Here is a 23044-nt window from a genome sequence, read left to right as displayed (position 1 = left end):
TTGCCGGAAGGTAGGCCGAAGTGGCCTTTTTGGGGCCAAATACCCAACTCTGTTTGATCGAAATTACCGGTCGGGGAAGTGGGCTTCCAGGCGCTCGATAGCCCGGAGGGCCAGGTGTTGGGCTTCCGGGATCCGGAGGGCGATAACGACGACCAGGTAGGTCAGGATGGCGACCAGGAGGGCGAGGACGAAGCGGAGGTTATCCGAAGTCAAGGGGAGGAAGCGATAGACAGCCCAGGAAGCCAGACCCATAGCCAGGGTGGCCATGAAGATCTTGGCCAGGGACTTCCCCATCCGGCTTAGACCCAGGGGGCCGATCTTGATTCGGAGGAAGGTCATAAGAAGGAGGGATCCGGCGATGGCTCCGATGGTGGTGGAGGCGGCCAGACCGCTCAAGCCGAAGAAGTAAGACAGGATGAAGTTCAGAATGATGTCGATAGCCACTTGAATGGCTCCGGCAATCAGGGGGGTTCGGGTATCTTTGAGGGAGTAGAAGGCTCGGGTGTAGACTTGAGAGAAGAGGATGAAGAGGAGGGAGGGGGCATACCAGAAGAGGATGGTGGAGACCATGGCGGTGGACTCGGCGGTGAAGGCCCCGCGTTCGAAGAAGAGACGGGTGATGGGGGTGGCAAAGAGCATGAGGCCGGCCACCGAGGGGACGACCAGGAGGGCGCCGGAGGAGACGGCCTGCTGGGTCAGACGCTTGAAACGGGATCGCATGGTCCGGTCCTGACCCAGGCGGGACATCCGGGGGTAGGAGGCGGTGACAATAGAGACGACCACGATGCCCTGGACAAAGTCGATGAGTTTGGCGGCATAGTCCATGGCGGAGACCCCGCCTTCGGAGACGATGGCGGAGGCGATGGACTTGTCGATGATAACCGAGAGGTCATTGACCAGGATGGAGAAAATGGCCGGGAGGGCAATCAGAAGGGCTTCTCGAATAAAGGGGTCTTTGGGGTCAAGGACTCGGGAGTGGCGGTAGCCGGTTTTCCGCATGGCCCGGGGGAAGAAGGCATATTGGAGGCCCTTAGCGGCCACGGCTCCCACAGCCAGGAGGACCATGGAATCCTGTTTGGCTGCGACGTAGGCAAAGGCCACCAGGATGATGTTCATGAGGATCCCGGTGGTGGCCGGGGTGGCGAAGTTGTCATAGATGTTCAGGTAGGAGATGGGGGCGGCATTGATGGCGGAGAAGAGGATGCCGACCACGACAATCCGGAGGAATTCGGCGGTCCTGGCGATGTTTTCCGGGGAGAAACCGGGGGCAATGATCCGGGCGAGAGGGCCAGCAAAAATCCAGGTTAAGAGGATGACCAGGCCGGCCAGGAGGACCAGGGTGTTGGTCAGGTTGGAAGTGAAGTGGTCGGCGGCCTTCCGGTCCTTCTTGGACAGGACATTGTTATACATGGGGATGAAGGTGGTCTGGGTGGAAACAAAAAGATAGGAAAAGAGGATAGCTGTCAGAGAGTTGGTGATGACGTAGATATCCTTAATGATGGAGGTCCCGAAGACCGCCCCAAAAAACACCTCACGGAAGAGGCCGGTAAACTTGGAAACGATGGTGATGACCATCAATTGAAATGCAATGGAACCCATAGACCCTCCTTTTCTGATTCATTGAGTGTATCACAAGTGGAAGGCTTTAGGAACAAGTCTTGCCCGGTCGGTTATAATAGATAGTGGGTCCTCTTTTTTCAGAATGAAGGGGGAGGAGATCCTGTATTTCTTTAATGAGGAAGCGAGTCATTATGCATATTGAAAATAAAGAAGAGATGAAGGCATGGACCCTGGATTTTTTGAAGGGATTGGAAGCGGGAACGGTGGTTGCCTTGGACGGCGATTTGGGTGCCGGGAAGACCCAGATGGTCCGGTGGATTGCCCGGGCTTTGGGGGTGGAAGGCCAGATTACTTCCCCTACCTTCGACCTTATCCATGCCTATAAGACCGACCGGGGTCCCCTCTACCACATGGATCTTTACCGGTTGGAGGAGCCTGAGGAGATCGAGGACCTCAACTACGAGGAGGCCTTCTATTCGGACCATGGGCTGGCTTTTGTAGAATGGCCCGACCGGGCCGGGGACTATCTTCCCCCCCATACCATTTGGGTTTCCATTACTAAGGGGGAAGGTGAAGAAAGGGAGGTGGACATCCGATGAGACTGCTTGCCATTGATACGACAACTTCATCAACCGGGGCCGCCATTTACACCTGGAAGCCGGACTCTCCCCGGGGATCCCGGGAAGGGACCTTTGAGGCGGTGACCCTTCTTGAGGAGGACCAACGTCAGGCCGAGGCTCTCATCCCGATTTTAGACGACATGGTCAAGGGGGCGGGGCTTTCTCCTGATGACATCGATGCCTTTGCCTGTGCCAAGGGACCGGGCTCCTTTACCGGCCTCCGGATTGGGGTGACCATGGCCAAGACTATGGGCCAGTTTTCCGGCAAGCCCGTAGTGGGGATCTCTTCCCTGGCCGCCCTGGCCATGGAGGCGGATGGGGACAAGGGCTTCCTCCGGGTTCCCGTCATCGACGCCAGGGCCAACCGAATCTTTGCTGCCGCTTATCCGCCTCCAGCGGAGGGATTTGGCAGTCCTAAGGAGACAGACCTCATGTCCGCTCCCCTCATCCCGGAAGCCCTCTACTACCAGGAAGACTTCCTGGAAAAACTGACCCGGCTGGTGGAAGAGGGGGTCCATTCCGGTGTGGTCTTCTCCGGCAAGGGGATGGCCACCCATCCCTATCTGGTGGACCGGGCGGATTTTCCTTCGGTCATCTATCAGGGTCAGGGTCGCCTGTCTCCCATTCGGTCCATCGCCCGGCTGGCCGCCGCCCGTTTGGACCGGGGTCATTCGGATTCTCCCCTGGACCTGACCCCCAACTACCTCCGCAAGTCCCAGGCCGAATTGGATCGGAGTCGGCATGAGAACCGGTGAAACAGCGATCCCCAACCTCGTCTTGAGTCAGAACCGGATCCGCCCCATGGTCAGGGAGGACCTGGACCGGGTGCTTTTCATCGAAAGACAGTCCTTTCCCTTTCCCTGGACCCGGGAGTTTTTTGAAGAGGAACTGGTGGAAAACGGCCGGACGACCTGCCTGGTTTCCGTCTATCAGGGTAAGGTGGTCGGCTACTATACCGCCTGGCACGTGGCGGGCGAATCCTCCCTCAATAAAATCGGGGTGGATCTGGAATTTCGGGGGAAGGGGATCGGGTCCCGCTTGCTGGAGGATTTCCTCGCCTCCTCCTTTGGCAGGGGGTCGGAGGACTGCTTTCTGGAAGTAGCGGTCAACAACCTTCCGGCAATTGCTATGTATGAAAAATTCGGTTTTGAAAAAGTGGCCATCCGCCGAAACTACTATGCCAAGATCGGCGTGGATGCCTATGTGATGAGAAAAAAGAAGGAGAAGGCATGATTTCACTGGCCATAGAATCGTCTTGTGATGAGACTTCCGTAGCCATCCTGGAGGATGGACGGAAGGTTCTCTGCAATTTGGTATCGACACAAATCGCCACCCATGCCCTCTATGGTGGTGTGGTGCCGGAAATTGCCTCCCGGAAGCATTTGGAGGCGGTTAATCGGATCCTGGCCATGGCCTTTGAGGAGACCGGGCTCAAGCCCGGAGACATCGACCTGGTCTCCGTCACCCGGGGACCCGGCCTGATCGGAGCCCTCCTCGTGGGCATTTCCGCTGCCAAGGCCATGTCCTTTGTTTTGGACATTCCCATTGTGGGCGTCAACCACATGGAGGGTCACATCTGTGCCAATTACCTGGTACACCCTGACCTGGAGCCCCCCTTCATTGCCCTGGTGGTTTCCGGCGGCCACACCTACCTTTGTCGGGTGGATGGGTATACAGACTATGTCGTCGTAGGATCCACCCGGGATGATGCCGCCGGGGAAAGCTTTGACAAGGTCTCCCGGGTCCTGGGCATGGGCTATCCCGGCGGTCCTAAGGTTCAACAGCTGGCCATGGAGGGTCGGCCGGGTGCCGTGGACTTTCCCCGGGCCATGATGAAGAAGGAAGACGGCTACGATTTCTCCTTCTCCGGCCTCAAGACGGCAGTCATCAACTACTGTCACCACCAGGATCAAAAGGGTCTCCCCATCAACAAGGCCGATGTGGCCAGGGGATTTCAGGATGCGGTCATCGATGTCCTCACCCAAAAATCCATCCATCTTTTGGAGGATACCGGCTTTAAGACCCTTTGCCTGTCCGGCGGAGTGGCTGCCAACGGTCCTCTTCGGGAGAACCTGGTCAAGGCCTGCCAAAGCAGGGGGGTGGACTTCTATGTGCCTCCCTTGGACCTTTGTACGGACAACGCGGCCATGATCGGTTCGGCCGGTTATTATCACTATATCAACCGAGGCCCCTCGGATCCGGCTTTTACCGCCGATCCCAACCTGGGCCTTTAGAAGGAGATACTATGGCTAGAAATTTCATCATGGACCTCCACACCCATTCCCTGGCTTCCGTCCATGCCTATTCCACCGTCACGGAAAATGCTCGAGCTGCTAAGGCAGCGGGCCTTGAGATCATGGGGATCAGCGACCACGCTTACGGGATGCCCAACACGACCAACCGTGACTATTGGCTCAATATCGATGTCCTCCCCGATTACTTAGAGGGAGTTCGTTTGTTGAAGGGGGTGGAACTCAACATCAAAAACCACCAGGGAGACCTGATCGAACCCGACCTGTTTGACCGGGTGGACTATGCCATCGCCAGCCTCCATGGCCATATTTTCGATAGGGAATCCGGCAGCCGGACGGATTTTACGGATGCCTACATCCACTGTCTGGAAAAATATCCCGAAGTGAAGATCCTGGGTCACGTGGATGACGGTCAATATCCTTCTGACTATGAGGCCTTGGTCGATGCGGTCAAGGACCTGGGCCGGGCCTTGGAAATCAACAACTCCTCCCTGGGCCCTGACAACTACCGGGTGAATTCTCAGGAAAATATCCGGTCCATTTTGAAGATTTGTATGGACAAAGAAGTCCCGGTCATCCTCAACACCGATTCTCACATTGCTCCTGCTGTGGGTGATTTCACCGACACCCGGGCCGTCTTGGAAGAATTGGATTTTCCTGGAGAACTCATCATCAATACTTCCTGGAAAAAGCTGGAAAAACTTTTGGGACGGAGCCTGTAATTGTCTATGGACCTACAAGGATTAAACGACCAACAAAAACAAGCGGTTCTCTCGGAGGATCCCTCCCTCCTGGTTTTGGCGGGGGCAGGATCGGGCAAGACCCGGGTTCTCACCCAGCGGATTGCCTATCTCATTCAGGAAAAAGGGGTGGCCCCCTGGCAGGTTCTGGCCTTTACCTTCACCAACAAGGCCGCCGGGGAAATGAAGGACCGGGTGGCCATGGCCCTGGACAGGCCGGTGGATTCCCTATGGATCGGGACCTTCCACTCCATCTGTTCCCGCCTCCTCCGCCGGGAGATCGTTCACCTGGGCTATGCCTCCAACTTCACCATCTACGACGCCGGAGACCAGGTCACCCTGGTCAAACAGATTCTTAAGGAAGGGCATTATGCGGACCAGGGGATGAGCCCCCGGGCCATCCTTTCGGCCATCTCTCTACTGAAAAACCGGGGGATTCCCGTGGAGGAGGCCCTGGACCGGGCGGATAACCAGGTGGACCTCCTGGTGGCCCGGGTCTACCGGGCCTATGAGGGGGCCAAGAGAAAGAATAATGCCTTGGACTTCGACGACCTGATTTTATTCATGCTGACCCTCATGACCAAGTATCCGGAAGTCCGAGACCGCTACCGGGACCAATTCCGCTATGTCTTCGTGGATGAATACCAGGATACCAACCATGCCCAGTACGACCTCATTCGGTCCTTTGTTGGACAGGACAGCCATGTTTTTCTGGTGGGGGATGCCGACCAGTCCATCTATGGCTGGCGGGGGGCGGACATTTCCAACATCCTCCACTTTGACCGGGACTTCCGGTCCCCCAAGACCCTTCTTTTGGAGCAGAACTACCGGTCAACCAAGCGGATCCTGGAGGCCGCCAATGCCCTGATCCGCCACAATGAGGAAAGAAAAGAGAAGAACCTCTGGACGGAAAACGAAGAGGGAGTTCCCATCCAATACCGGCTCTTCCAGTCGGAATCGGAGGAGGCTGTTGGCCTGGTGGAAAAGATTCAGGAAGAGGCCAAAATCACCCCCTATAAGGGCCAGGCCATCCTCTACCGGACCAACGCTCAGTCCCGGCCCCTGGAAGAGGCCCTGATCCGGGAGGGAATCCCCTACCGGGTGGTGGGTGGACTCAAGTTCTACGACCGGGCGGAAATCAAGGACCTGGTCGCCTACATGACCCTCATCATCAACCCTACGGATGATGTGGCCTTCCTCCGGATCATCAACCAGCCCAAGCGAGGGATCGGTAATCGGAGCCTGGAAGACCTCCGGGATCTGGCGAGGGAAAACGGCCTCTCCCTTATGGACACCCTTTTGGATGGGGACCTTTTCGCCGGCCTGACTCCGTCTCTCCAGAAAAAATTCCGTCCCTTCCTGGACCTTTTTTGCTCCCTGGCCGGTCAGGTTCAAGGCCCCATGACGGACTTCTTCCAGGCTGTTTACCGGGAATCGGGCTATGAGGCTATGTTGGAGAAGTCACAAGCGGTGGAGGACCGGTCCCGGATGGAAAACATCGCCGCCTTCTACGATGCCATCGCCCAATACCAGGATGAGGAAGCCGAAGGGACCATCGTGGATTACCTCCAAAACCTGGCCCTCATGTCCGACCTGGACAAGACCGAGGAAGGGAAGTCGGGGGTCACCCTCATGACCATGCACTCGGCCAAGGGCCTGGAATTTCCCATCGTCTATGTGGCGGGCCTGGAGGACGGCCTGGCTCCCTCCGAGCGGGCCATGGAGGAGGGTCATTTAGAGGAGGAGCGCCGGCTCATGTACGTGGCCATCACCCGAGCGGAGAAGAAGCTCTACCTGTCCGGGGCCCAGGTCCGGCGGGTCTTCGGATCCCCCATGCCCAAACGCCCCTCCCGATTCATCGACGAGCTGGAGGGCCACCTGGAGAAGGTCGGAGAGGATCTTGATGATCTCGCTTCCTATGGTGGAGGCTTTGCTTCCTCACCGGGAAGGCGGACTCCCCATAGCAGCAAGGAGAGCTTCGGGGATGCCCGGATCCGGGGAGCCTACGACCGCCAGAGGGAGCGGATCCGGGAATTGGTCCGCCAGAAGCAGAAGAGGTTGGATGAGACCCTCCACACGCCCTACCGGGTGGGGGATAAGGTCCGCCACCGGAAGTTCGGCCTGGGGACGGTGGTTTCCGTCGTGGCCAAGGAGGACGGGGACGAGCTGACCGTGACCTTCGATAAAAAAGGAATCAAGCGGCTCAATGCCGCCCTGGCCCCCCTGACCAAGGAATCCTAGGGTGGGGCTGAAACAGGATGGGAGGATGACATGGACCCCGTAAAGCGGATGAAGGACTTGGTGGAAAGCCTGAATCGTTGGAATAGGGAATACTATACCCTGGACAATCCTTCGGTGTCCGACGAGGAGTGGGACCGGGCCTACCGGGAGCTCCTGGACCTGGAGAAAGAAACGGGCCAGGTCCTGCCCGATTCGCCCAGCCAACGGGTGGGCGGAGAGGTCCTGGAGGAGTTTGAAAAGCATACCCACCTGGGTCCTCTCTATTCCTTAAACAAGGTCCGGTCTCGTGAAGAGGTGGAGGCCTGGGTGGACCGCTGCCAAAGGCAGATTTCGTCCTATAACATGGCCCACCCGGAAGATCCTCTCCCGGACCTGGCCTTTGTCTGCGAGTTTAAGTTTGACGGATTGACCATCAACCTGACCTATGACGGGGGCAAGCTGGTCATGGCGGCCACACGGGGGAATGGCCGGGTGGGGGAGGAGGTCCTGGCCCAGATCCGGACCATCCAGACGGTTCCCCTGACGATTCCTTACCAAGGGAAGATCGAAGTCCAGGGGGAGGGGGTCATGCCTCTTTCGGCCCTGGAAAAGTACAACGCCAGGGCTGAGGTTCCCTTGAAGAACGCACGAAACGGGGCGGCCGGGGCCATCCGGAACCTGGATCCGGCGGTAACCCGGTCCCGAATGCTGGCCGCCTATGCCTACAATGTGGGCTACTATGAGGAGGATATTTTCGACAGTCAGGAGGCTATCTTTGACTTCCTCCGGAAAAACGGCTTCCAGGTCCACCCCTTTTCCCGCTTCTGCCGGACGATTGATGAGGTGGAGGGGGCCATTGATGAGGTGGAAGGCCTCCGCCACAGCCTGGACGTCCTGACCGATGGGGTGGTCATCAAGATCAACGACCTCCGGACCCGGGAGGTCCTGGGCTTCACGGCCAAGTTTCCCCGCTGGGCCATGGCCTATAAGTTTGAGGCCGAGGAGGTCACCACCATCCTCCGGTCGGTGGAGTGGAATGTGGGCCGGACGGGGAAGATCACCCCGACCGCCCTCCTGGACCCCGTGGAGATCGGCGGGGCCACCGTCTCACGGGCCACCCTCAACAACTACGACGACATCATCCGCAAGGGGGTGGCCCTGGGGGCCCGGGTCCTCATTCGCCGGTCTAACGAGGTGATTCCGGAAATCCTGGGGACCATGCCGGATGAGGGCCTGGTTACCCGGCCCATCGACAAGCCCACCCACTGCCCGGCCTGCGGGACCGACCTGGTTTACGACAAGGTCCATATCTACTGCCCCAACTCCCTTTCCTGCAAGCCCCAGCTGGTCCGCCAGCTCAACCACTTCTGCTCCCGGGAGGCCATGGATATCGAGGGCCTGTCTGTCAAGACTTTAGATAAGTTGGTGGACCGGGAGGTGGACCAGATGGCCGACCTCTACCGGTTAACTAAGGAGGACCTTCTGGAATTGGAGGGTTTCGGGGAGAAGAAGGCCCAAAATCTCCTGGATGCCATTCAGGGCTCCAAGCATCCCGCCCTCTCCGCCTTTATTAACGCTCTGGGGATTCCGGGGGTCGGTGTGACAGCTTCCCGGGACCTGGCCGATTACTTCGGCTCCCTGGACAAGCTCCGCCGGGCCGACCCGGAAGATTTGGCTCAGGTGGAAGACATCGGGCCAATCACCGCCCAAAACATGGTGGATTTCTTCCAAGATTCCCACATCAAGCAGGCTCTGGATGACCTCCTGGCCCAGGGGATTGAAGTCCAGGCTTCCGCGGCCCAAGCACGGGCAGGGGATGAGGGGGGCTCCCTTCCTTTTGAGGGGATGACTTTGGTGGTCACCGGGACCATGGAAGGCCTGACCCGAAAAGACATGGAGGAAAGGATCCGGGTCCTGGGGGGAAAGGCCACGGGGTCGGTATCCGGGAAGACTGACCTGGTCCTGGCCGGGGAGTCGGCCGGATCCAAGCGGCAAAAGGCCCTGGACAATGGAGTTAAGGTCCTGGAAGGTTCTGAATTGGACAAGATCCTGGACCGGTATTTTCGCTAAGTAGAAAGAAGGCAGACTATGCAGAAAATTGCCCTATCCACAGGAAATAAAGATAAGATCAGGGAGCTGACCCGCCTGGTCGACCCGACCCGGTTTGAACTTTTCTCCAAGGACGACCTGGGACTGGCCGACTTTGAAGTCGAAGAAACAGGGGAGACCCTTCGGGAAAACGCCGACCTTAAGGTGGAGGGTCTGGTTCGTGCCCTGAAAGAAACCGGAAAGAATCCCGATGATTACTGGATTCTGGCTGACGATACCGGCCTTTTTGTCGACGCTCTGGATGGCGCCCCCGGGGTCTACTCGGCCCGCTACGCCGGGGAAGACGTCACCTATGATGACAATGTGGATAAGCTTCTTCATGCTATGGAGGGGGTGGAGGAAGCCCGCCGCGGGGCTCATTTCTCCACCGTCATCGCCTTCTGGGCCCACGGGACTATCCATGAATATGAGGGCCGGCTGGAGGGCCATATCCTGACTGCCCGCCAAGGCAAGGGGGGCTTCGGCTATGACCCCATCTTTTTTGTCGATGAAGTGGGTAAGTCCCTGGCCCAGCTCAGCCCCGAGGAGAAAAACAAGATTTCCCACCGAGGCAGGGCCTACCGGGCCTTCCTGGAGGACCTCCATGCCTGATAAGATCCTTATCTGCTCCGACACCCATGGGCATATCGACACTATCGCTTTGGAAATCATGACAACCCCGGGCCTGACCCGGATCATCCACCTGGGCGACCATGCCCGGGATGCTGAGGAGTTGGAGGGGATTGTCGGCCGGACCATTCTCAAGGTCAAGGGGAACAATGATTTTCTTTCCTATACCATCCCTTATGATAGTGTCATCGCCCTCTCCGGGGGCCATAAAGCCTATCTTTCTCATGGCCATCTTTTTGGTGTCTACTACGGTTTGGAAAAACTTGCCGCTTATGCAAAATCACTGGACTGCGACCTGGCTTTTTTCGGTCATACCCATGCCTTTGACGACCGGGTTGTGGACGGCATTCGTCTGATTAATCCCGGGTCCTGTTCATGGCCCCGGGGTGGAGATGGGAAGAAATCCTATGTCATCCTGACCCTGGATGACGATGGAGGGATGGGTGTGGAGAGGGTAATTTTGTAAGGGGGAAGCGTGGTGGCAAGAGATATTCCGTCCAATAGTGTTGGTTTTGACAAAAACGGGAAACTACCACTTGTAATTTCATCTTAGAATAGTGTTGATTTGAAGAAATTTAGAAATCAACACTATTTTTTGTGGTCAATAATAGTGTTGGTTTGAAGAAAATCTCAAAACTACCACTATTGGGGACGGAAAAAAATAGTGGTGATTCCCCGAAAACAGCAAAACCACCACGATTGAGGCAGAAAAAACATAGTGGTGGTTCGCTAATAATAGCAAAACCACCACTACGGAAGCAGGAGTCTTCTTTATATTAAATTGTTTTTTCTTCTTGGTCTCACATCAATTGTATCTCTACATAGGCTGACGTATAAAAATGATAGAGGACTTGATATTCTGTTTTTTTTATCCTATAATACAAAGACGAGCTTGTTCTCGTGAAAATTTAAGTGCCATTAGCGCAGTGGAAGCGCGCCACTCTCCGGAAGTGGAGGTCCGGGGTTCGAATCCCTGATGGCACGTTATAATCGGAAGGGTGCCTTCTTTCGAAAGGCCTTTGTCTTTTCGCAAAGATGGCATCACTTCTTTTATGTGGTGGATGTGGCCTAGTTGGTCTAGGGCGCCAGATTGTGGCTCTGGAGGTCGCGGGTTCGACTCCCGTCATCCACCTTTTTTTTATGCGGGAATGGCGGAATTGGCAGACGCGCTAGACTTAGGATCTAGTGCCTTCGGGCGTGGGGGTTCAAATCCCTTTTCCCGCATTCTTAGCTCTTCTATCCCCGGTGAACCTTGGGTTCGCCGGGGATTTTTTTGTTTTGGGACGTTTGTGGGCCGGATACCCTGGAAAGGCGGACACAGGCGGGATTTGAAATATTTATAGTAGAAGTGGATGGTTGCTACCGGAAGAATGACACTGAATAAAGGAGAGAATTATGGAGAAAAAACCTACACTTATGCTGGTCCCGCGGACCATGGCCCTGGTCATTGCTTTGGCCATGATGATTGGCTTACTTGTCCTCCCTTCAGGTACGGCTTGGGCGAGGGGACTGGATGAGCCGGCACCGAAGAAGCCGCCAAAAACGATTTATGCAGTATTTACCGACAATTCTTATTTCGATATCATGGCTTATTCTCTTAAGGGACTAAATTATACCAGAAGACCGAAAAGTAAAGCTTCCAATGATTTCTATGCCATGGATGCCTTTTATATTAAGTGGTATCCGACCGAGACGATCGGCATTTTTGCCCCCCAAGGAGACAAGGAGTGGGTAGATCCCTTGCGAGAAAATGCCTATCTTGATCGCATTATCTTTTGCCTGGAACCCAATGAAGAGATTGATGAGATAAGACCCTTTCACAATTACAGGGACCGGACACCGGAGGGACTGGACATATTGAAAAAGGAATACTATGCGGATGAGGAGGTCTTAAATTTTGCCGGTCGGACGGATGCTTATCTGGATCGGTATCTGCCGGATGATGGTTCATCAGGTTATGTCCGCCAGTATGCCATGTGGGTCAATCTGGGTCAGGTGGCGGAGAGGGAAAAGCTTCAGTTGGCAAAAGGGCCTGACGATCATCTGGATAATCTGCTCAAGCCTTATGACCTTCCCGAAACGATCTATGATGACGGCACCATAAGTTATATTCCCGATGGCAACAAAACGATTTATTCTATGACAACCGAAGCCCACCTGATGGGTCTGCGGTCGAAGAATCATCCTGACCTTTCTTTCGTTTCCTTAGGCGATGGATCTTATGAGTTGAAGAATGCCAAGGGGTTTGCCGTTCCCGGCATGTATACGGAGATTCCGGATGGGTCAGGAGCTAAGATTGATGATAAGTTTACCAAGCCTTTGGAGAGGGACAATCCCATGGTCAACACCGGCCAATACCCCCTCCGCATTCGCTTAGAAAAAGGGAAAAAAATTGAGGATATCCCTGTCAAAATTATCCGTCCAAACTATGCTATGGACCAGGAATGGGTGATTTATGGAAGCCCCGAGGTGACCTTAAAGGAAAGCGAACAGCTTATCGGCAAACCCGTTACTTCGATTATTGACCAGGAGGATGTCGTGACCTTGTCTCCGGTCGAAGATGCCGGTGGTTCTTCCGAAGAGGATCCCAAGACCTCTGAAGAAGATCCAAAGACCTCTGAAGAGGATCCCAAGACCTCTGAAGAAGACCCTAAAACCTCTGAGGGTGATCCAACTACCTCTGAGGAAGATCCAAAGACCTCTGAGGAGGATCCCAAGACTTCTGAGGAAGACCCTAAGACCTCTGAGGAAGATCCTAAGATCTCTGAGGAAGATCCCAAAACCTCTGAAGAGGATCCTCCCAAAGAGGACCCACCCGGAGGTGGAAACACCGGCAGCGATGATGAGAAACCGAATGATCCCGACAAAGACAGCAATGCCGGAAAGGACAAAGAGCCCGAACAACCTCCTGAGACCCAGGATCCGGATAAATCCGGAAGAGACAAGACCCCATCGTCAGAAAAGAAGGATCCGGATAAAGCCACTCCATCGGAAGGAGATTCTCCCAGAGAGTGGATGGGTCAGCCGGGAGGAACCTTTTCTCCCCTGGGACCGGATGGGAAGCTCAAGGATGATTGGTGGGCTTATGCCAAATACTATGATCCCGACTCTGAGGACAACCTATGGAAGGAGAAGAGTGGAGGAGGTCGCAAGACAGGAAGCTCCCGGAAATCATCAAAGAGCCCGAACACCGGCGAAGAAATGGCACTTCTGCCCTTCGCTTTCGGGGGCGGACTGTCAGGCTTAGGACTTTTTTGTCTCGTCCGACAGAAGAAGCGTAAATAATGATTGGTGAAGAATAGGCAAGAGGCCTGCTTGGATGAACCGAGCAGGCCTTTTTGTAGTCAGAAAGGGCTAAGTTTTATATAATAAGGATAATAGATACCAGCAAGGGAGGAGCTTATGGACGAACAGGAAAGATCGGACACAAGAAAACCGAAAGAGATTGTTGAATGGGTCGAGAATAAATTGGGTCAGATGGACCAAGTCCGCCTCCTTCTTCGTACAGGGCGGTGGATCAATCCGGCGGCGACGGCGGATAAGGATTCACCCTACCGGTGGTGGCTGGGAAGTGAGGATTTGGACGATTGGCAGGTATTTTCTTTTGAAAACTTTTTGGGTCAGCCCATTATCCAATCTTCCCTTCTGTCCTTGACCCCTCTCCGTTACCGGGTTCTCCTTCCCAACCGGATGAGGTTGGATTTCATGGTGGACCGGCCGGAGGCTTTAATCAAACGGATGGAGTCGGATAGTCTGATCGAAGTCCGGCTGGACAAGGATGACCGAATCAGGGAGGAGCGGGTAACCTCAGATATTAGCCACAGGACCAAGTCACCGGATATGGAGGAGCTCAAGCTCCTTCCGGGCAACTTCTTCCGTGAAATGTCCGATATGGCTTTTTATTTACAGGGGAGAGAACTCTTTCCGGCCCAGCAGGCCCTTGACCGGGGAAGGAAAATCCTCCTTCGCTTGACGGAGACGGCAGTCGCTCGGTCCAACGGCTATTCCATCAACCTGGGTGAAGATATGAGAAATATGGGTGCCTACATGGACCCCAACCAATATGAAAGTCTTCAGAGGACCTATGCCAACACGGACATGGATAACCTCTGGGATGCCCTCTTCCAATCCTGCATCCTTTTCCGCAAGGTGGGCCTGGCTATCGACCAGGGAACCTCCTTTGACTATCCCCGGAAATTAGATGTGGAGATGATGAAGATGTTTCGACAAATATGGAAGGAAATGATATGACGAAGCCTGAAAATGCCGGGAAAAAAGCCTTGTATTCCAAAGAAGGAAAAGAGCCAAAGATAAAGACATGGTCCCGGATTTTACCTCTTTTCCTGGCTCTGACCCTAGTCCTCACCGGCTTATTTAGCCCTTATGTCCTGGCCGGACCGGAGGAAGAAACGGCCGAATCCCTGAAAAATCTCATCACCTACTATGATGATGTCCCGGTTCTCATGATCGGCTTAGCCGAAGACAACCAGATCATTATGGGAAAGGGGGTGGACCAACCTCGGGCCATTGCCTCCATCTCCAAGCTCATGACCTATTATGTGGCCATGGAGGCTGTCCGGGCGGGAGAAATATCTCTTAAGGATACGGTTACGGTATCCGCAAAAGCAGCGAAACTGAATGCTCCCGGTTCATCCAACTATGGACTGAAAGAAAAGATGACCATGTCTCTGGAAAAGCTCCTCTTCGGCATGATGACAGTTTCAGGGAACGATGCCGCCTGTGCGATCGCTGAAGGCGTGGCGGGAAGCGAGTCGGCTTTTGTCGAAAGAATGAACAAGGCTGCTGCCGATCTGGGCTATGGAAGCATGCATTATGTCAATGCTTCCGGCCTGACTGAAGAGAATAAAAGTTACAACCAGTCTTCTGCCCGTGACCTCTATTCCTTTATCCTGACCCTGATGAAAAAGTATCCTGAACTTTTGGACTATGCCCAGCCCACCTTGGTGGATGAGCCGGAGCGAGATTTTAAGAAGGAGACCACCCTCAAAGAATTTATGTCGGGCATTCCCGGATTGAAGGGAATTAAAACAGGGACTTCGGTGGAAGCCGGGTCATGCTTTGCCGGTCTTTTTCAGGTAAAATCAGCCAAGATGGACCAGACCTACGACATCGTCACCATTGTTTTGGGTGCTCCCATCAACGATGCCCGATGGAGGACGACGAAGGAGCTGGTGGACATCGCTCAAGGATCCTTCGCCCCCCACACGGTGGTGGACGGATCCCAACCGATCGAAAGACTGGATATGCCGGATTCCCGGGAAGGTTCCGTGATCCTCTATCCGGCAAAGTCTTATCACGTTTTCACCTACGCCAATGCCAACTTTGATGTTTCCTACACCATTGACCGGACCAAGAAGGCTCCGACCGCTGAAGAAGAAGTATTCGGAACCATCCATATTTCTCGGGATGGAAAGCCCTTAGATGAGATACCCATCGTTTCCCATACGCCCACCCAGTCAGCCGGCCTATGGACCAAGTTTTCACGGGGAGTGGAGACCTTCTTCACCTTCCTTTTCGGCCTGGTGTCTTAGCGATTTAGGATGATTCTATGATCCATCAGTTATCCCGAAAACTCGCCACCTTCCTCCTGGTTGGGCTTGCTCTTTTTACCGCTTGCCGCCCGGGCAATGATGAGGTTTCCGGAGGGACTTCTTCCTATGAGAAAGAAAGGCGACCTTCCGAAGAGGTTGATCTTCAACCGCCTTCACCTCTTTTTCCCGGACCGGACGGCGATGCGACTTCCACTTCTCGGAACTCTGGGTCGTGGACAGTCGAAGAGAAGAACTTTCGCCGGAACATTTTGGTCTGCCTGGATCCCGGCCACTCAGCCTATGCCTCTGAAAAGGGCGAGCCTATTGGACCGGGGGCGAGGGAAATGAAGAGGATGGCTACCTTGGGTTCTGCCGGTGTTCATTCCGGAGTGGGGGAGTATGAGGTCAACTTGGATGTGGCCATCCTCCTCCGGAAGGAGTTGAAAAAGCGGGGCTACCGGGTACTCATGACCCGAGAAAGCCAGGACGTTTTGATCGGGAATGTAGAAAGGGCTCGGATGGCGAATGAGGCCGGAGCGGATGTCTTCCTCCGTCTCCACTGCGACGGATCCGATGATCCCGGAGCAAGGGGAGCCATGGCGGTGACCATTTCGCCGAAAAACCCCTTCCATCCGGAGAATTTCGATGCTTCTTATCAGTTGGGCCAAGCCCTGGTCGAGGGATATACCCGAGCGACTGGACTTGAGGCCCGCGAGCCTTGGGCTACGGACACGATGACCGGGCTCAACTGGGCAGAGGGAACGGCTGTTCTCTTTGAGATGGGTTTTTTATCCAATCCTCAGGAAGAGTTGATCTTGCTGGATCCTGAATTTCAAGAAAAGATGGCACAGGGCTTAGCTGACGGTCTGGATGCTTATTTCAAAGATAAGTCGGATTTTCAATAGAAAAAGGGGGAAGATCATGAATCAGCCTGATCAAAAGAAGAACAAGGCGAAAAAAAATCCCTTGGTTATTTTCAATATCCTATTCCTTATGTTGATTTGCCTGGCCATATTCAGCCTCTACAAGATTTTTTACCAGGCTTCGGTCCCTAAACTGAATCCGGTGGAGAAGACCGAAATGGGCACTGATCTTGAAAGCTCCTTTGTTTACGCCAATGGGAGGGATCTCGTGACTCAACCGGCGGAAGAGTCGGAATCTGGGGAGGGAACCCGGCTTCAGGGTTTTACCGTGGTAAACGAGGTCCGGACCAAGGAATATATGGAAAAAGCCATCAGTCAATTCGGTCCCGGAGATTCGGAAGAGTCAGAGGATGAAATCATCCCGGATTCCGATGTTCGCCTGATTACTGCAGATGATGTGGAGGAAGCCAAAGTCCAATTCCGGGCTCTCGTTCCTTCCTCATCCAATGTTCCCCAAATGATCATCAATGAGATTTTAGCCCGCCATGGCTACCGGTTCAAAAATAAGGATATTCTGGACTATTTTCTGGCTAAGGACTGGTACCGGGACCGAGATGATTATGAAAAGGATATGGACAAGGTTATGACCCGGCTCAGCGAGACGGAAAAGAAAAACATTGACTTTATCGTCAAGAATTATCGCTAGAAGGAGGTCCACCATGTATTGTCCCAAATGTGGCAAAAAGAATCTTGATCATGCTTTGTTTTGTGAGCATTGCGGCGAGGACCTCCGCGACATGACCGACCCAACCGAGAAGGTGGTCTGGGAGGACACTTATGCCGGTCAATTCGATGAAGATGTTGACCGGACTTTGGATTTTTCTCCGCCACCCCCATCTGAAGCGGAGAAAAAGAGGTCCATCCTTGGGATTTCCTTGATTTTGGAGGGGGTTGTTCTGGCTATTCTCCTGGTCATTCTTTTCCTCAATCTGGGGGAAACCTCTTCTCCCCGTCTGGCAGCGGAGAAGACCTTTGTCGCTTTGACCAATGGGAATATGGAAGAAGCTCTTCGACACATGAGTGTGGAGGATAGTCCTTTTACCCGGCCGGACAATCTCAGAAGGGCATGGCATAGCTGGGCATTCGACCAGGTAACTTCCTATCGAATGGCGAATCCTAAGGATCAGGGGTCAGGTCAGGAGGAAGACAAGGTGGACATTCCCATTGCCTATACTTCGAATGCCCTTGGTGGGGACCACGACATCATCTTTACTATGGTCAAAGATCCCTCGGCCTTTATCCTGGATAATCCCTGGAAGCTGTCTTCCGACCTTTTTACTGTGGAGAACCTTGAAGTGATTGTGCCCCAAGGTCTTTCTGTTCGCTTGGATGGAGAGGAACCGCCTTTTGAAGGGTCAAGGAAAGAGGGGGACCATATTTGCTATGTCATCCCCCAGGCCTTTACCGGCATCCACAAGCTGGAAGTCACAACAGAGGATGAGGCGACCACTGTCACCAATTACTATGTTGACCGGGAGAATAAGACGATCCGCATGGACTTGGATCCTGTTGACGATACTCCCGACTCGGAAGCGATCCTGGAGACGATTCGGCAAAACACGGAAAAAATTGCCAAGACCTTTATCGAACAGGGTTCCTTCTCTTCGATAAGCTCGCTTTTTGCTGAAGACCGGGTTGACGAGATAAAAAAGGATTATGAGGATGCATTTGTCAATTATGAGATGTCGCCCTTTATCCAGTCCTTTGAAGTCCGGTCCATGGACACTCGTCTGGACATGGAAGAGAAACAGGTCTATATTTCCATAGATTATCGCGTGCACTATTATAAGATTTCCGGAAATAATGACTTGGTCATCAGAGAAACCCGGGGGCAAAGGGATCTGGTTATTCATTTTCAGGAAGAAAACGGATCCATCAAGCAGACTGACCTGGGGCTCCTTGTTCCTTTGGAGTATGTCCAATGAGGACTCTTCAGTAGGGACGATAAGACGGGAGATAAAAGAATTCAATCGATGTTTCCTGAAGGCATAAGGCCAGAAAGAAGGTAGATATGCAGTGTAAAAATTGTGGGGCAGAGCTTCGTGAAAATGCTAAGTTTTGCATTCGTTGCGGACGGCCTGTGGACCTAGCCCCGTCCCCGGAACCATCAAAAACCGAAGACGTTCATGATGAGGGTCCCGAAAGATTGAAGGCCGAGTTTGAAGAAGCTCCTTCGGCCTTTGCACCCAAGGAGACTCCCGATCCCTTTGAAGAGGGTACCCCTGGTGAGGGAGACCATCAGGATGGTCCGCACCGGGAAGACCCCCGTCAACCTGGCCCTCGTCAGGAAGTTGTTTTTTGTTCCAAGTGTGGGGCACGTAACCCTGCCGGTGCAGCCAACTGCAGCCGGTGTGGACAGCCCTTGTCCACAGCCGGTGCTTTCAAGCAATTCAGTCAATCCATATTGGGTCAGCAAATCAGAATGATGGTCACCCGGACCATGACCCACCCCTTTGAACTCTGTAAGGAGTTCAGAAAAGAGGAATACCGCCGGTCAAACCTCCTTATCCTGCTTATTAAGGATGTTATCCTGGCTTTCTTTACTGCCATCACCATGGCCAGGGTTAATTACGGATCGGACGCGGTCCTGGGTAATGCCATGAAGTTTCTGGGCGTAGACCCTGTTGGGATTTTCTTCAAATTCCTCGTTTTCATGATCCTCTTTGATGCCGCAAGCATCTTCGCTTATTTCTTCGCAGCCAAGATTTTCGGCTCGCCCATCTCTCTCTATGAATGGACCGGGGTGATTGCGTCCGTCGCCTTTTGGGGCGTTTTGGGATCCGGAGTCTCCCTGGTTCTCGGTATTGTCCGATTGGGCTTCCTGGGATCCCTCTTTTCCGGTTTTGCCATGTTGGTCAGTGCCTTCACCATTCTCAAAGCCTATATGAATATGACTGACCTGGAGGAATCCCGCCAGATTTATTCTCTGGTGGTCGCCACCCTATTTATTGGCATTTTTATCTTCATTCTGATCTTGATCTTTACCTTCATGGTTGCCTCCTCGGCCATGGGAGGAATACGCAATATGTACGATCCCTGGAGCTACTAAGATTTCCGGGCTCAGGGTAATAAAAAAGTGGGAGCGGTTTTGAACTGACCCCCTAAAGTTGGAATTTTTGGTCCAACTTTAGGGGGTCACTCTCGTATGCCGCTTCCATTTTTTTTATAAACGAGACAGGATTTTTTCTTGCCCTCTTTGGGTGAGGAAGGAGAGGGCAAAAATAAGGGCTGAGGAGAGAAGGAAGGCAAAATACCCGTTTCCCATCAATGAGGTGAAGTAAGCCACCAGGTCGGGTCCAACCACCATCTGCCAGGCATATAGTTCAAGGGTCAGTCCTCCGATCCAGGCCAAGGCGGCCGGAACTTTTGCCCGGAAGGCCAGGTCAAGCAGGAGGACCAGTCCCAGAGTGTGGGGAATGGCCAGGATGTAGAAGACATCTTTGATGAGAAAATCGGGTTTCGTAAAGGAGCCCCAGGTCCAGGTTAGCCATAATCCGGGTAGGAGAAGGGCTAAGCCCAAAAGAGTCTGTTTCTTTTTCTCCCAACTCCCTTCATATGTGGCCAGGAAGCCCCCAATAAAAACCAGGGGCAGACGGCAGAGAAGGATGTTGATCCGAAGGTCTCCGAAGAGCCGAACCAGGAGAAACATGGCTATGGACCAGGTGACCATGGCAATAAGTAGCCCCGGAACTTTTCCCCGCTTTTTGATCAGGCCGACATAGAGAGGCAGAATCAGGTAAACCAGGAGAAGGGCCGGGAGGAACCAGAGGAAGGATCCGCCCCCTCGATTCAGTAAGTCCAGGCCAACCAGGGCTTGGAGAAACCGCCCGGAATCCAGCTTATCCGCCAAGAGGGCCAGGAGGCAAAAAAAGAGGAAGGGGGGGTAAATCCGGGCACATTTTCGCCTGATGTAAGCGAGATAGGGATGAGTTTTTGAAAAGTAGGCCATATAGCCCGCCATGAAAAAGAAAATATCGACACCGATATAGGCGGTCAGAAGCAAATAGCGGACAAACTCTTCGGGAAATCCTCCTCCCCTGGGCCAGGGGAGGAGGTGGTAGGCAAGGACAGCTAAACCGGCCAGGGCCATAATGGCGGGTTTTGTTTTTTTTAGGGTCATGGGTTATACCTTAGCTGAAAAGCCCCTATTTGGATAAGGATTTGATGTCTAATTCCTGGACCGTTTCCCCGTCCACCATTTTCTGGAAGTTCTCCTTGACCGTGTTATAGGTTTTTTCAAAGGTCATGGCCATCAGTACATAGTTTTTAGTATAAAGAACTTTAGCTACCTCAGGTTGAACACAAATCCATTTTTGGGCATCCACCTTATCCGCCATTTCTTTGGCCAGGTCTTCTGCCTTGCCTTCTTTGGACCGGACCAGGACCAGGGAGTGGGCAGCGGATGAGGTGGATCCTTCGGAGCCCACCGCCTCAATCCCATCCCGCCAGGGAATGAAGGAGTAATCCTCAAAGTTCTTGGCATCAAAATCGATGGTATCCGCCGGAGGGAGTTCCGCCCCCTCGACGATCTTGCCGATCAGGTCGGTCAGCTTTTCACCATTCTGGGGCTTGGTGGAAGGGGCTTCTGATGAGGAAGCTTCTGAGGACGTTCCCGGCTTTTCCGGAGTGGGTCCATTCACCTGGGGCTGACAAGCCACGAGGGAGAAGGAAAGCATAAGACAAGCAGCAGGTAAGAGCAGTTTTTTCATAGGAACCTCCAATGATTTTTTATTCTATGCAAGAATACCCGAAACTTTTGTAGCTTTTGTGCTCATTTTTTGGAGGAATTGCGTATTTTTTTCCTTCTCATAAAAAAAGAGCCGCAAGACGCGACTCTTCAAACGCAGCATTGAGGATTTGAACCCCAGGCCTTCCCCTTAGGAGGGGGACGCTCTATCCATCTGAGCTAATGCTGCCCAAACTCTTTCCCCAGAACAGGGTCTTTAGTTACCCTGAAATCTTTCGTCAACAGACAAGAACAAGGGGATTTGTGCTTTTTCATTATAGCATAAGAAGAAGTTGAGGAAAAGAAGGGGTCTGGAGTATTGTGGGAAGGAGAAGGCCCCCGAGACCTGGACGAAAATGTCCCGGTTTCGGGGGCGGTTTTTAAGCGATGTCCTAACTTCTTAGAAGCAGAAGTTGCCTTCCTTAAAGATAGGGACTTCCTGGCCATCTTTGGTGGTGCCGATGATAGAGAGGTCTTTGGTACCGACCATGAAGTCGACGTGGACGGCAGAGTCGTTGCCGCCGTGGGCCCGGACTTGATCAGAGGTCATGTCGGCCCCGCCTTCGAGGCAGGTGGGATAGCAGGCACCGAGGGCGAAGTGGCAGGAGGCATTCTCATCGAAGAGGGTGTTGTAGAAGAGGATGCCGGATTCGGAGATGGGGGAGGCGTAGGGGACCAGGGCGATCTCGCCAAGCCGGCAGGAGCCTTCATCCTCATCGAGGAGGTTCTTGAGGACTTCCTGTCCTTGTTCGGCCCGGAAGTCGGTCACCGCTCCGTCTTTGAAAGTGAAGGAGAAATTGTTGATGACCTGGCCATGGTAGACCAGGGGTTTGGAAGCCACGAGGGTTCCGTCCACCTTATCCGCATGGGGGAGGGAGAAGATTTCCTCGGTGGGGATGTTGGGGACGAACTCATTGCCCTTGTCATCCAGGGAGGAGGCAGCCATCCAGATATGGCCATGAGGGAGGTGGACCGTGAGGTCGGTTCCGTTTTCGGACCGGTAATGGACCTTATCAAACTGGTAGTCGTTAAGGATTTTCGCCCGGGCGGAAAGACGGGCGATATGGTCCTTCCAGGCCTGAACGGGATCGGTATTTTCCATCCGGGACATCTTGAGGATGGCCTCCATGAGGAGGGCATAGGCCTCATCATCGGATTGGGCCTTAGGGAAGACCTTCCGGGCCCATTTAACATTGGGGTAGGCGGCCACGCACCAGGCCACTTCATCATTCATGGTGTAGTGGTCCAGGGGCTTCATTTTCTTATTGAAGGCCCGGGAGGCGGCAGCCAGTCTTTCCGGATCCGTTTGGGCAAAGGCGTCGGGATCGCTGGAGGCAACGGAGATCATGTTGGCTCCCCGCTTGTAATAGTATTCATCCTTGTCATAAATAAAGTCAGGGACGGTCTCCAGGACCTCCATGGGGGCATGGTCATAGGTCATCTTGGAGATCTCCTGGTCCCGCCAATCGACAACAACTTCGCTGGCCTCTCTTTCGTAGGCAAAGCGGGTAAGGAGGCGGACAAAGTCCAAAGCTTCTACGGGAGCATTGATAACAACGGGTTCCCCTTTTTGTACATTGACACCGACCTCCACCACAAGGCGGGCGTAGTCGATCAAACGTTGGTCAACAGGATGTTGGTCCATAACAACCTCTTTTCTATTTCGAGCAATGGTATAATGGAAAAATCAGATAGGCCGGTCACAAGGGTTGGACCCTTGGATAAAAACCGGT

20 protein-coding genes and 4 tRNA genes are annotated in these 23044 nt (G+C 53.7%); 19 read left to right on the top strand and 5 right to left on the bottom strand.

Translation table 11 applies throughout. From position 1 onward, the window contains the following. Positions 1-63: 63 nt before the first annotated feature. On the bottom strand, positions 64-1599 hold the full coding sequence (gene murJ, locus BN2373_RS01940; RefSeq protein ID WP_053942512.1) for a murein biosynthesis integral membrane protein MurJ: 1536 nt from the start codon (positions 1597-1599) through the stop codon (positions 64-66). 152 nt (positions 1600-1751) lie between these two features. Here murJ and tsaE point away from each other — a divergent pair, with 152 nt between their 5' ends. The 19 genes from tsaE (at position 1752) to BN2373_RS01845 (ending at position 19634) form a co-directional block, all read left to right on the top strand. Then, positions 1752-2159: a tRNA (adenosine(37)-N6)-threonylcarbamoyltransferase complex ATPase subunit type 1 TsaE gene (tsaE, locus tag BN2373_RS01935; RefSeq protein WP_053942511.1), complete on the top strand. Its 408-nt coding sequence runs from the start codon at positions 1752-1754 to the stop codon at positions 2157-2159. Further along, a complete protein-coding gene (gene tsaB / locus BN2373_RS01930) occupies positions 2156-2935 on the top strand; it encodes a tRNA (adenosine(37)-N6)-threonylcarbamoyltransferase complex dimerization subunit type 1 TsaB (RefSeq protein ID WP_053942510.1) in 780 nt (259 codons plus the stop codon). The genes tsaE and tsaB overlap by 4 nt, the downstream gene beginning before the upstream one ends. Further along, positions 2922-3413: a ribosomal protein S18-alanine N-acetyltransferase gene (rimI, locus tag BN2373_RS01925; protein ID WP_053942509.1), complete on the top strand. Its 492-nt coding sequence runs from the start codon at positions 2922-2924 to the stop codon at positions 3411-3413. Before tsaB ends, rimI begins: the two co-directional genes overlap by 14 nt. Continuing rightward, the gene (tsaD, locus tag BN2373_RS01920; protein WP_053942508.1) at positions 3410-4414 is read left to right on the top strand and encodes a tRNA (adenosine(37)-N6)-threonylcarbamoyltransferase complex transferase subunit TsaD; all 1005 of its coding nucleotides are present in this window, start codon (positions 3410-3412) and stop codon (positions 4412-4414) included. The genes rimI and tsaD overlap by 4 nt, the downstream gene beginning before the upstream one ends. An 11-nt stretch (positions 4415-4425) precedes the next feature. Beyond that, positions 4426-5154, top strand: coding sequence for a phosphatase (locus BN2373_RS01915; protein ID WP_053942507.1), 729 nt, complete (start codon positions 4426-4428; stop codon positions 5152-5154). A gap of 6 nt (positions 5155-5160) precedes the next feature. Further along, on the top strand, positions 5161-7413 hold the full coding sequence (locus BN2373_RS01910; protein WP_053942506.1) for an ATP-dependent helicase: 2253 nt from the start codon (positions 5161-5163) through the stop codon (positions 7411-7413). A 30-nt stretch (positions 7414-7443) separates the two neighbouring features. Then, on the top strand, positions 7444-9462 hold the full coding sequence (gene ligA, locus BN2373_RS01905) for an NAD-dependent DNA ligase LigA (RefSeq protein WP_053942505.1): 2019 nt from the start codon (positions 7444-7446) through the stop codon (positions 9460-9462). Positions 9463-9480: 18 nt separating this feature from the next. Next, complete coding sequence (gene rdgB / locus BN2373_RS01900) at positions 9481-10092, top strand: RdgB/HAM1 family non-canonical purine NTP pyrophosphatase (protein WP_053942504.1); 612 nt, start codon at positions 9481-9483, stop codon at positions 10090-10092. Beyond that, positions 10085-10576, top strand: coding sequence for a metallophosphoesterase family protein (locus BN2373_RS01895; RefSeq protein ID WP_053942503.1), 492 nt, complete (start codon positions 10085-10087; stop codon positions 10574-10576). The genes rdgB and BN2373_RS01895 overlap by 8 nt, the downstream gene beginning before the upstream one ends. A 446-nt stretch (positions 10577-11022) precedes the next feature. Further along, a tRNA-Arg gene (locus tag BN2373_RS01890) sits at positions 11023-11094 on the top strand. 73 nt (positions 11095-11167) lie between these two features. Next, positions 11168-11242, top strand: a tRNA-His gene (locus BN2373_RS01885). Positions 11243-11252: 10 nt separating this feature from the next. Beyond that, positions 11253-11334: transfer RNA gene (locus BN2373_RS01880), tRNA-Leu, on the top strand. A 171-nt stretch (positions 11335-11505) separates the two neighbouring features. Continuing rightward, on the top strand, positions 11506-13395 hold the full coding sequence (locus BN2373_RS01875; protein ID WP_053942502.1) for an LPXTG cell wall anchor domain-containing protein: 1890 nt from the start codon (positions 11506-11508) through the stop codon (positions 13393-13395). A 117-nt stretch (positions 13396-13512) separates the two neighbouring features. Then, on the top strand, positions 13513-14361 hold the full coding sequence (locus tag BN2373_RS01870; protein ID WP_053942501.1) for an aminoglycoside 6-adenylyltransferase: 849 nt from the start codon (positions 13513-13515) through the stop codon (positions 14359-14361). Then, positions 14358-15662, top strand: a complete 1305-nt coding sequence (locus BN2373_RS01865; protein WP_053942500.1) for a D-alanyl-D-alanine carboxypeptidase family protein — start codon at positions 14358-14360, stop codon at positions 15660-15662. Before BN2373_RS01870 ends, BN2373_RS01865 begins: the two co-directional genes overlap by 4 nt. A gap of 17 nt (positions 15663-15679) precedes the next feature. Continuing rightward, positions 15680-16567, top strand: coding sequence for an N-acetylmuramoyl-L-alanine amidase family protein (locus BN2373_RS01860; protein WP_053942499.1), 888 nt, complete (start codon positions 15680-15682; stop codon positions 16565-16567). Between the two features lie 16 nt (positions 16568-16583). Beyond that, entirely contained in the window at positions 16584-17231 is a 648-nt protein-coding gene (locus BN2373_RS01855; protein WP_053942498.1) for a YARHG domain-containing protein, read from the top strand. Between the two features lie 13 nt (positions 17232-17244). Beyond that, a complete protein-coding gene (locus BN2373_RS01850; RefSeq protein WP_053942497.1) occupies positions 17245-18510 on the top strand; it encodes a zinc-ribbon domain-containing protein in 1266 nt (421 codons plus the stop codon). Between the two features lie 86 nt (positions 18511-18596). Beyond that, a complete protein-coding gene (locus tag BN2373_RS01845; protein ID WP_053942496.1) occupies positions 18597-19634 on the top strand; it encodes a zinc-ribbon domain-containing protein in 1038 nt (345 codons plus the stop codon). 114 nt (positions 19635-19748) lie between these two features. On the opposite strand, the gene BN2373_RS01840 is transcribed toward BN2373_RS01845, so the two are convergent. The 4 genes from BN2373_RS01840 to BN2373_RS01825 form a co-directional block, all read right to left on the bottom strand. Then, positions 19749-20705, bottom strand: a complete 957-nt coding sequence (locus BN2373_RS01840) for an acyltransferase family protein (RefSeq protein ID WP_053942495.1) — start codon at positions 20703-20705, stop codon at positions 19749-19751. Positions 20706-20730: 25 nt separating this feature from the next. Further along, positions 20731-21294: a hypothetical protein gene (locus tag BN2373_RS01835; RefSeq protein WP_053942494.1), complete on the bottom strand. Its 564-nt coding sequence runs from the start codon at positions 21292-21294 to the stop codon at positions 20731-20733. 133 nt (positions 21295-21427) lie between these two features. Then, positions 21428-21501, bottom strand: a tRNA-Arg gene (locus tag BN2373_RS01830). 210 nt (positions 21502-21711) lie between these two features. After that, positions 21712-22956 (bottom strand): aminopeptidase, encoded by a 1245-nt coding sequence (locus BN2373_RS01825; protein WP_053942493.1) that lies wholly within the window; start codon positions 22954-22956, stop codon positions 21712-21714. Between the last annotated feature and the right edge of the window lie 88 nt (positions 22957-23044).

It is taken from the genome of Kallipyga gabonensis, assembly GCF_001286805.1.
GTDB lineage: Bacteria > Bacillota > Clostridia > Tissierellales > Peptoniphilaceae > Kallipyga > Kallipyga gabonensis.
This window is presented reverse-complemented; position numbering and strand designations above follow the sequence as displayed.

Coding starts and splice junctions, on each gene's coding strand:
- BN2373_RS01895 (WP_053942503.1), top strand. CDS start 10,085: ATGCCTGATAAGATCCTTATCTGCTCCGACACCCATGGGCATATCGAC.
- tsaE (WP_053942511.1), top strand. CDS start 1,752: ATGCATATTGAAAATAAAGAAGAGATGAAGGCATGGACCCTGGATTTT.
- BN2373_RS01850 (WP_053942497.1), top strand. CDS start 17,245: ATGTATTGTCCCAAATGTGGCAAAAAGAATCTTGATCATGCTTTGTTT.
- BN2373_RS01845 (WP_053942496.1), top strand. CDS start 18,597: ATGCAGTGTAAAAATTGTGGGGCAGAGCTTCGTGAAAATGCTAAGTTT.
- BN2373_RS01910 (WP_053942506.1), top strand. CDS start 5,161: ATGGACCTACAAGGATTAAACGACCAACAAAAACAAGCGGTTCTCTCG.
- BN2373_RS01865 (WP_053942500.1), top strand. CDS start 14,358: ATGACGAAGCCTGAAAATGCCGGGAAAAAAGCCTTGTATTCCAAAGAA.
- tsaB (WP_053942510.1), top strand. CDS start 2,156: ATGAGACTGCTTGCCATTGATACGACAACTTCATCAACCGGGGCCGCC.
- ligA (WP_053942505.1), top strand. CDS start 7,444: ATGGACCCCGTAAAGCGGATGAAGGACTTGGTGGAAAGCCTGAATCGT.
- BN2373_RS01860 (WP_053942499.1), top strand. CDS start 15,680: ATGATCCATCAGTTATCCCGAAAACTCGCCACCTTCCTCCTGGTTGGG.
- rdgB (WP_053942504.1), top strand. CDS start 9,481: ATGCAGAAAATTGCCCTATCCACAGGAAATAAAGATAAGATCAGGGAG.
- BN2373_RS01915 (WP_053942507.1), top strand. CDS start 4,426: ATGGCTAGAAATTTCATCATGGACCTCCACACCCATTCCCTGGCTTCC.
- murJ (WP_053942512.1), bottom strand. CDS start 1,599: ATGGGTTCCATTGCATTTCAATTGATGGTCATCACCATCGTTTCCAAG.
- rimI (WP_053942509.1), top strand. CDS start 2,922: ATGAGAACCGGTGAAACAGCGATCCCCAACCTCGTCTTGAGTCAGAAC.
- tsaD (WP_053942508.1), top strand. CDS start 3,410: ATGATTTCACTGGCCATAGAATCGTCTTGTGATGAGACTTCCGTAGCC.
- BN2373_RS01855 (WP_053942498.1), top strand. CDS start 16,584: ATGAATCAGCCTGATCAAAAGAAGAACAAGGCGAAAAAAAATCCCTTG.
- BN2373_RS01875 (WP_053942502.1), top strand. CDS start 11,506: ATGGAGAAAAAACCTACACTTATGCTGGTCCCGCGGACCATGGCCCTG.
- BN2373_RS01840 (WP_053942495.1), bottom strand. CDS start 20,705: ATGACCCTAAAAAAAACAAAACCCGCCATTATGGCCCTGGCCGGTTTA.
- BN2373_RS01825 (WP_053942493.1), bottom strand. CDS start 22,956: ATGGACCAACATCCTGTTGACCAACGTTTGATCGACTACGCCCGCCTT.
- BN2373_RS01870 (WP_053942501.1), top strand. CDS start 13,513: ATGGACGAACAGGAAAGATCGGACACAAGAAAACCGAAAGAGATTGTT.
- BN2373_RS01835 (WP_053942494.1), bottom strand. CDS start 21,294: ATGAAAAAACTGCTCTTACCTGCTGCTTGTCTTATGCTTTCCTTCTCC.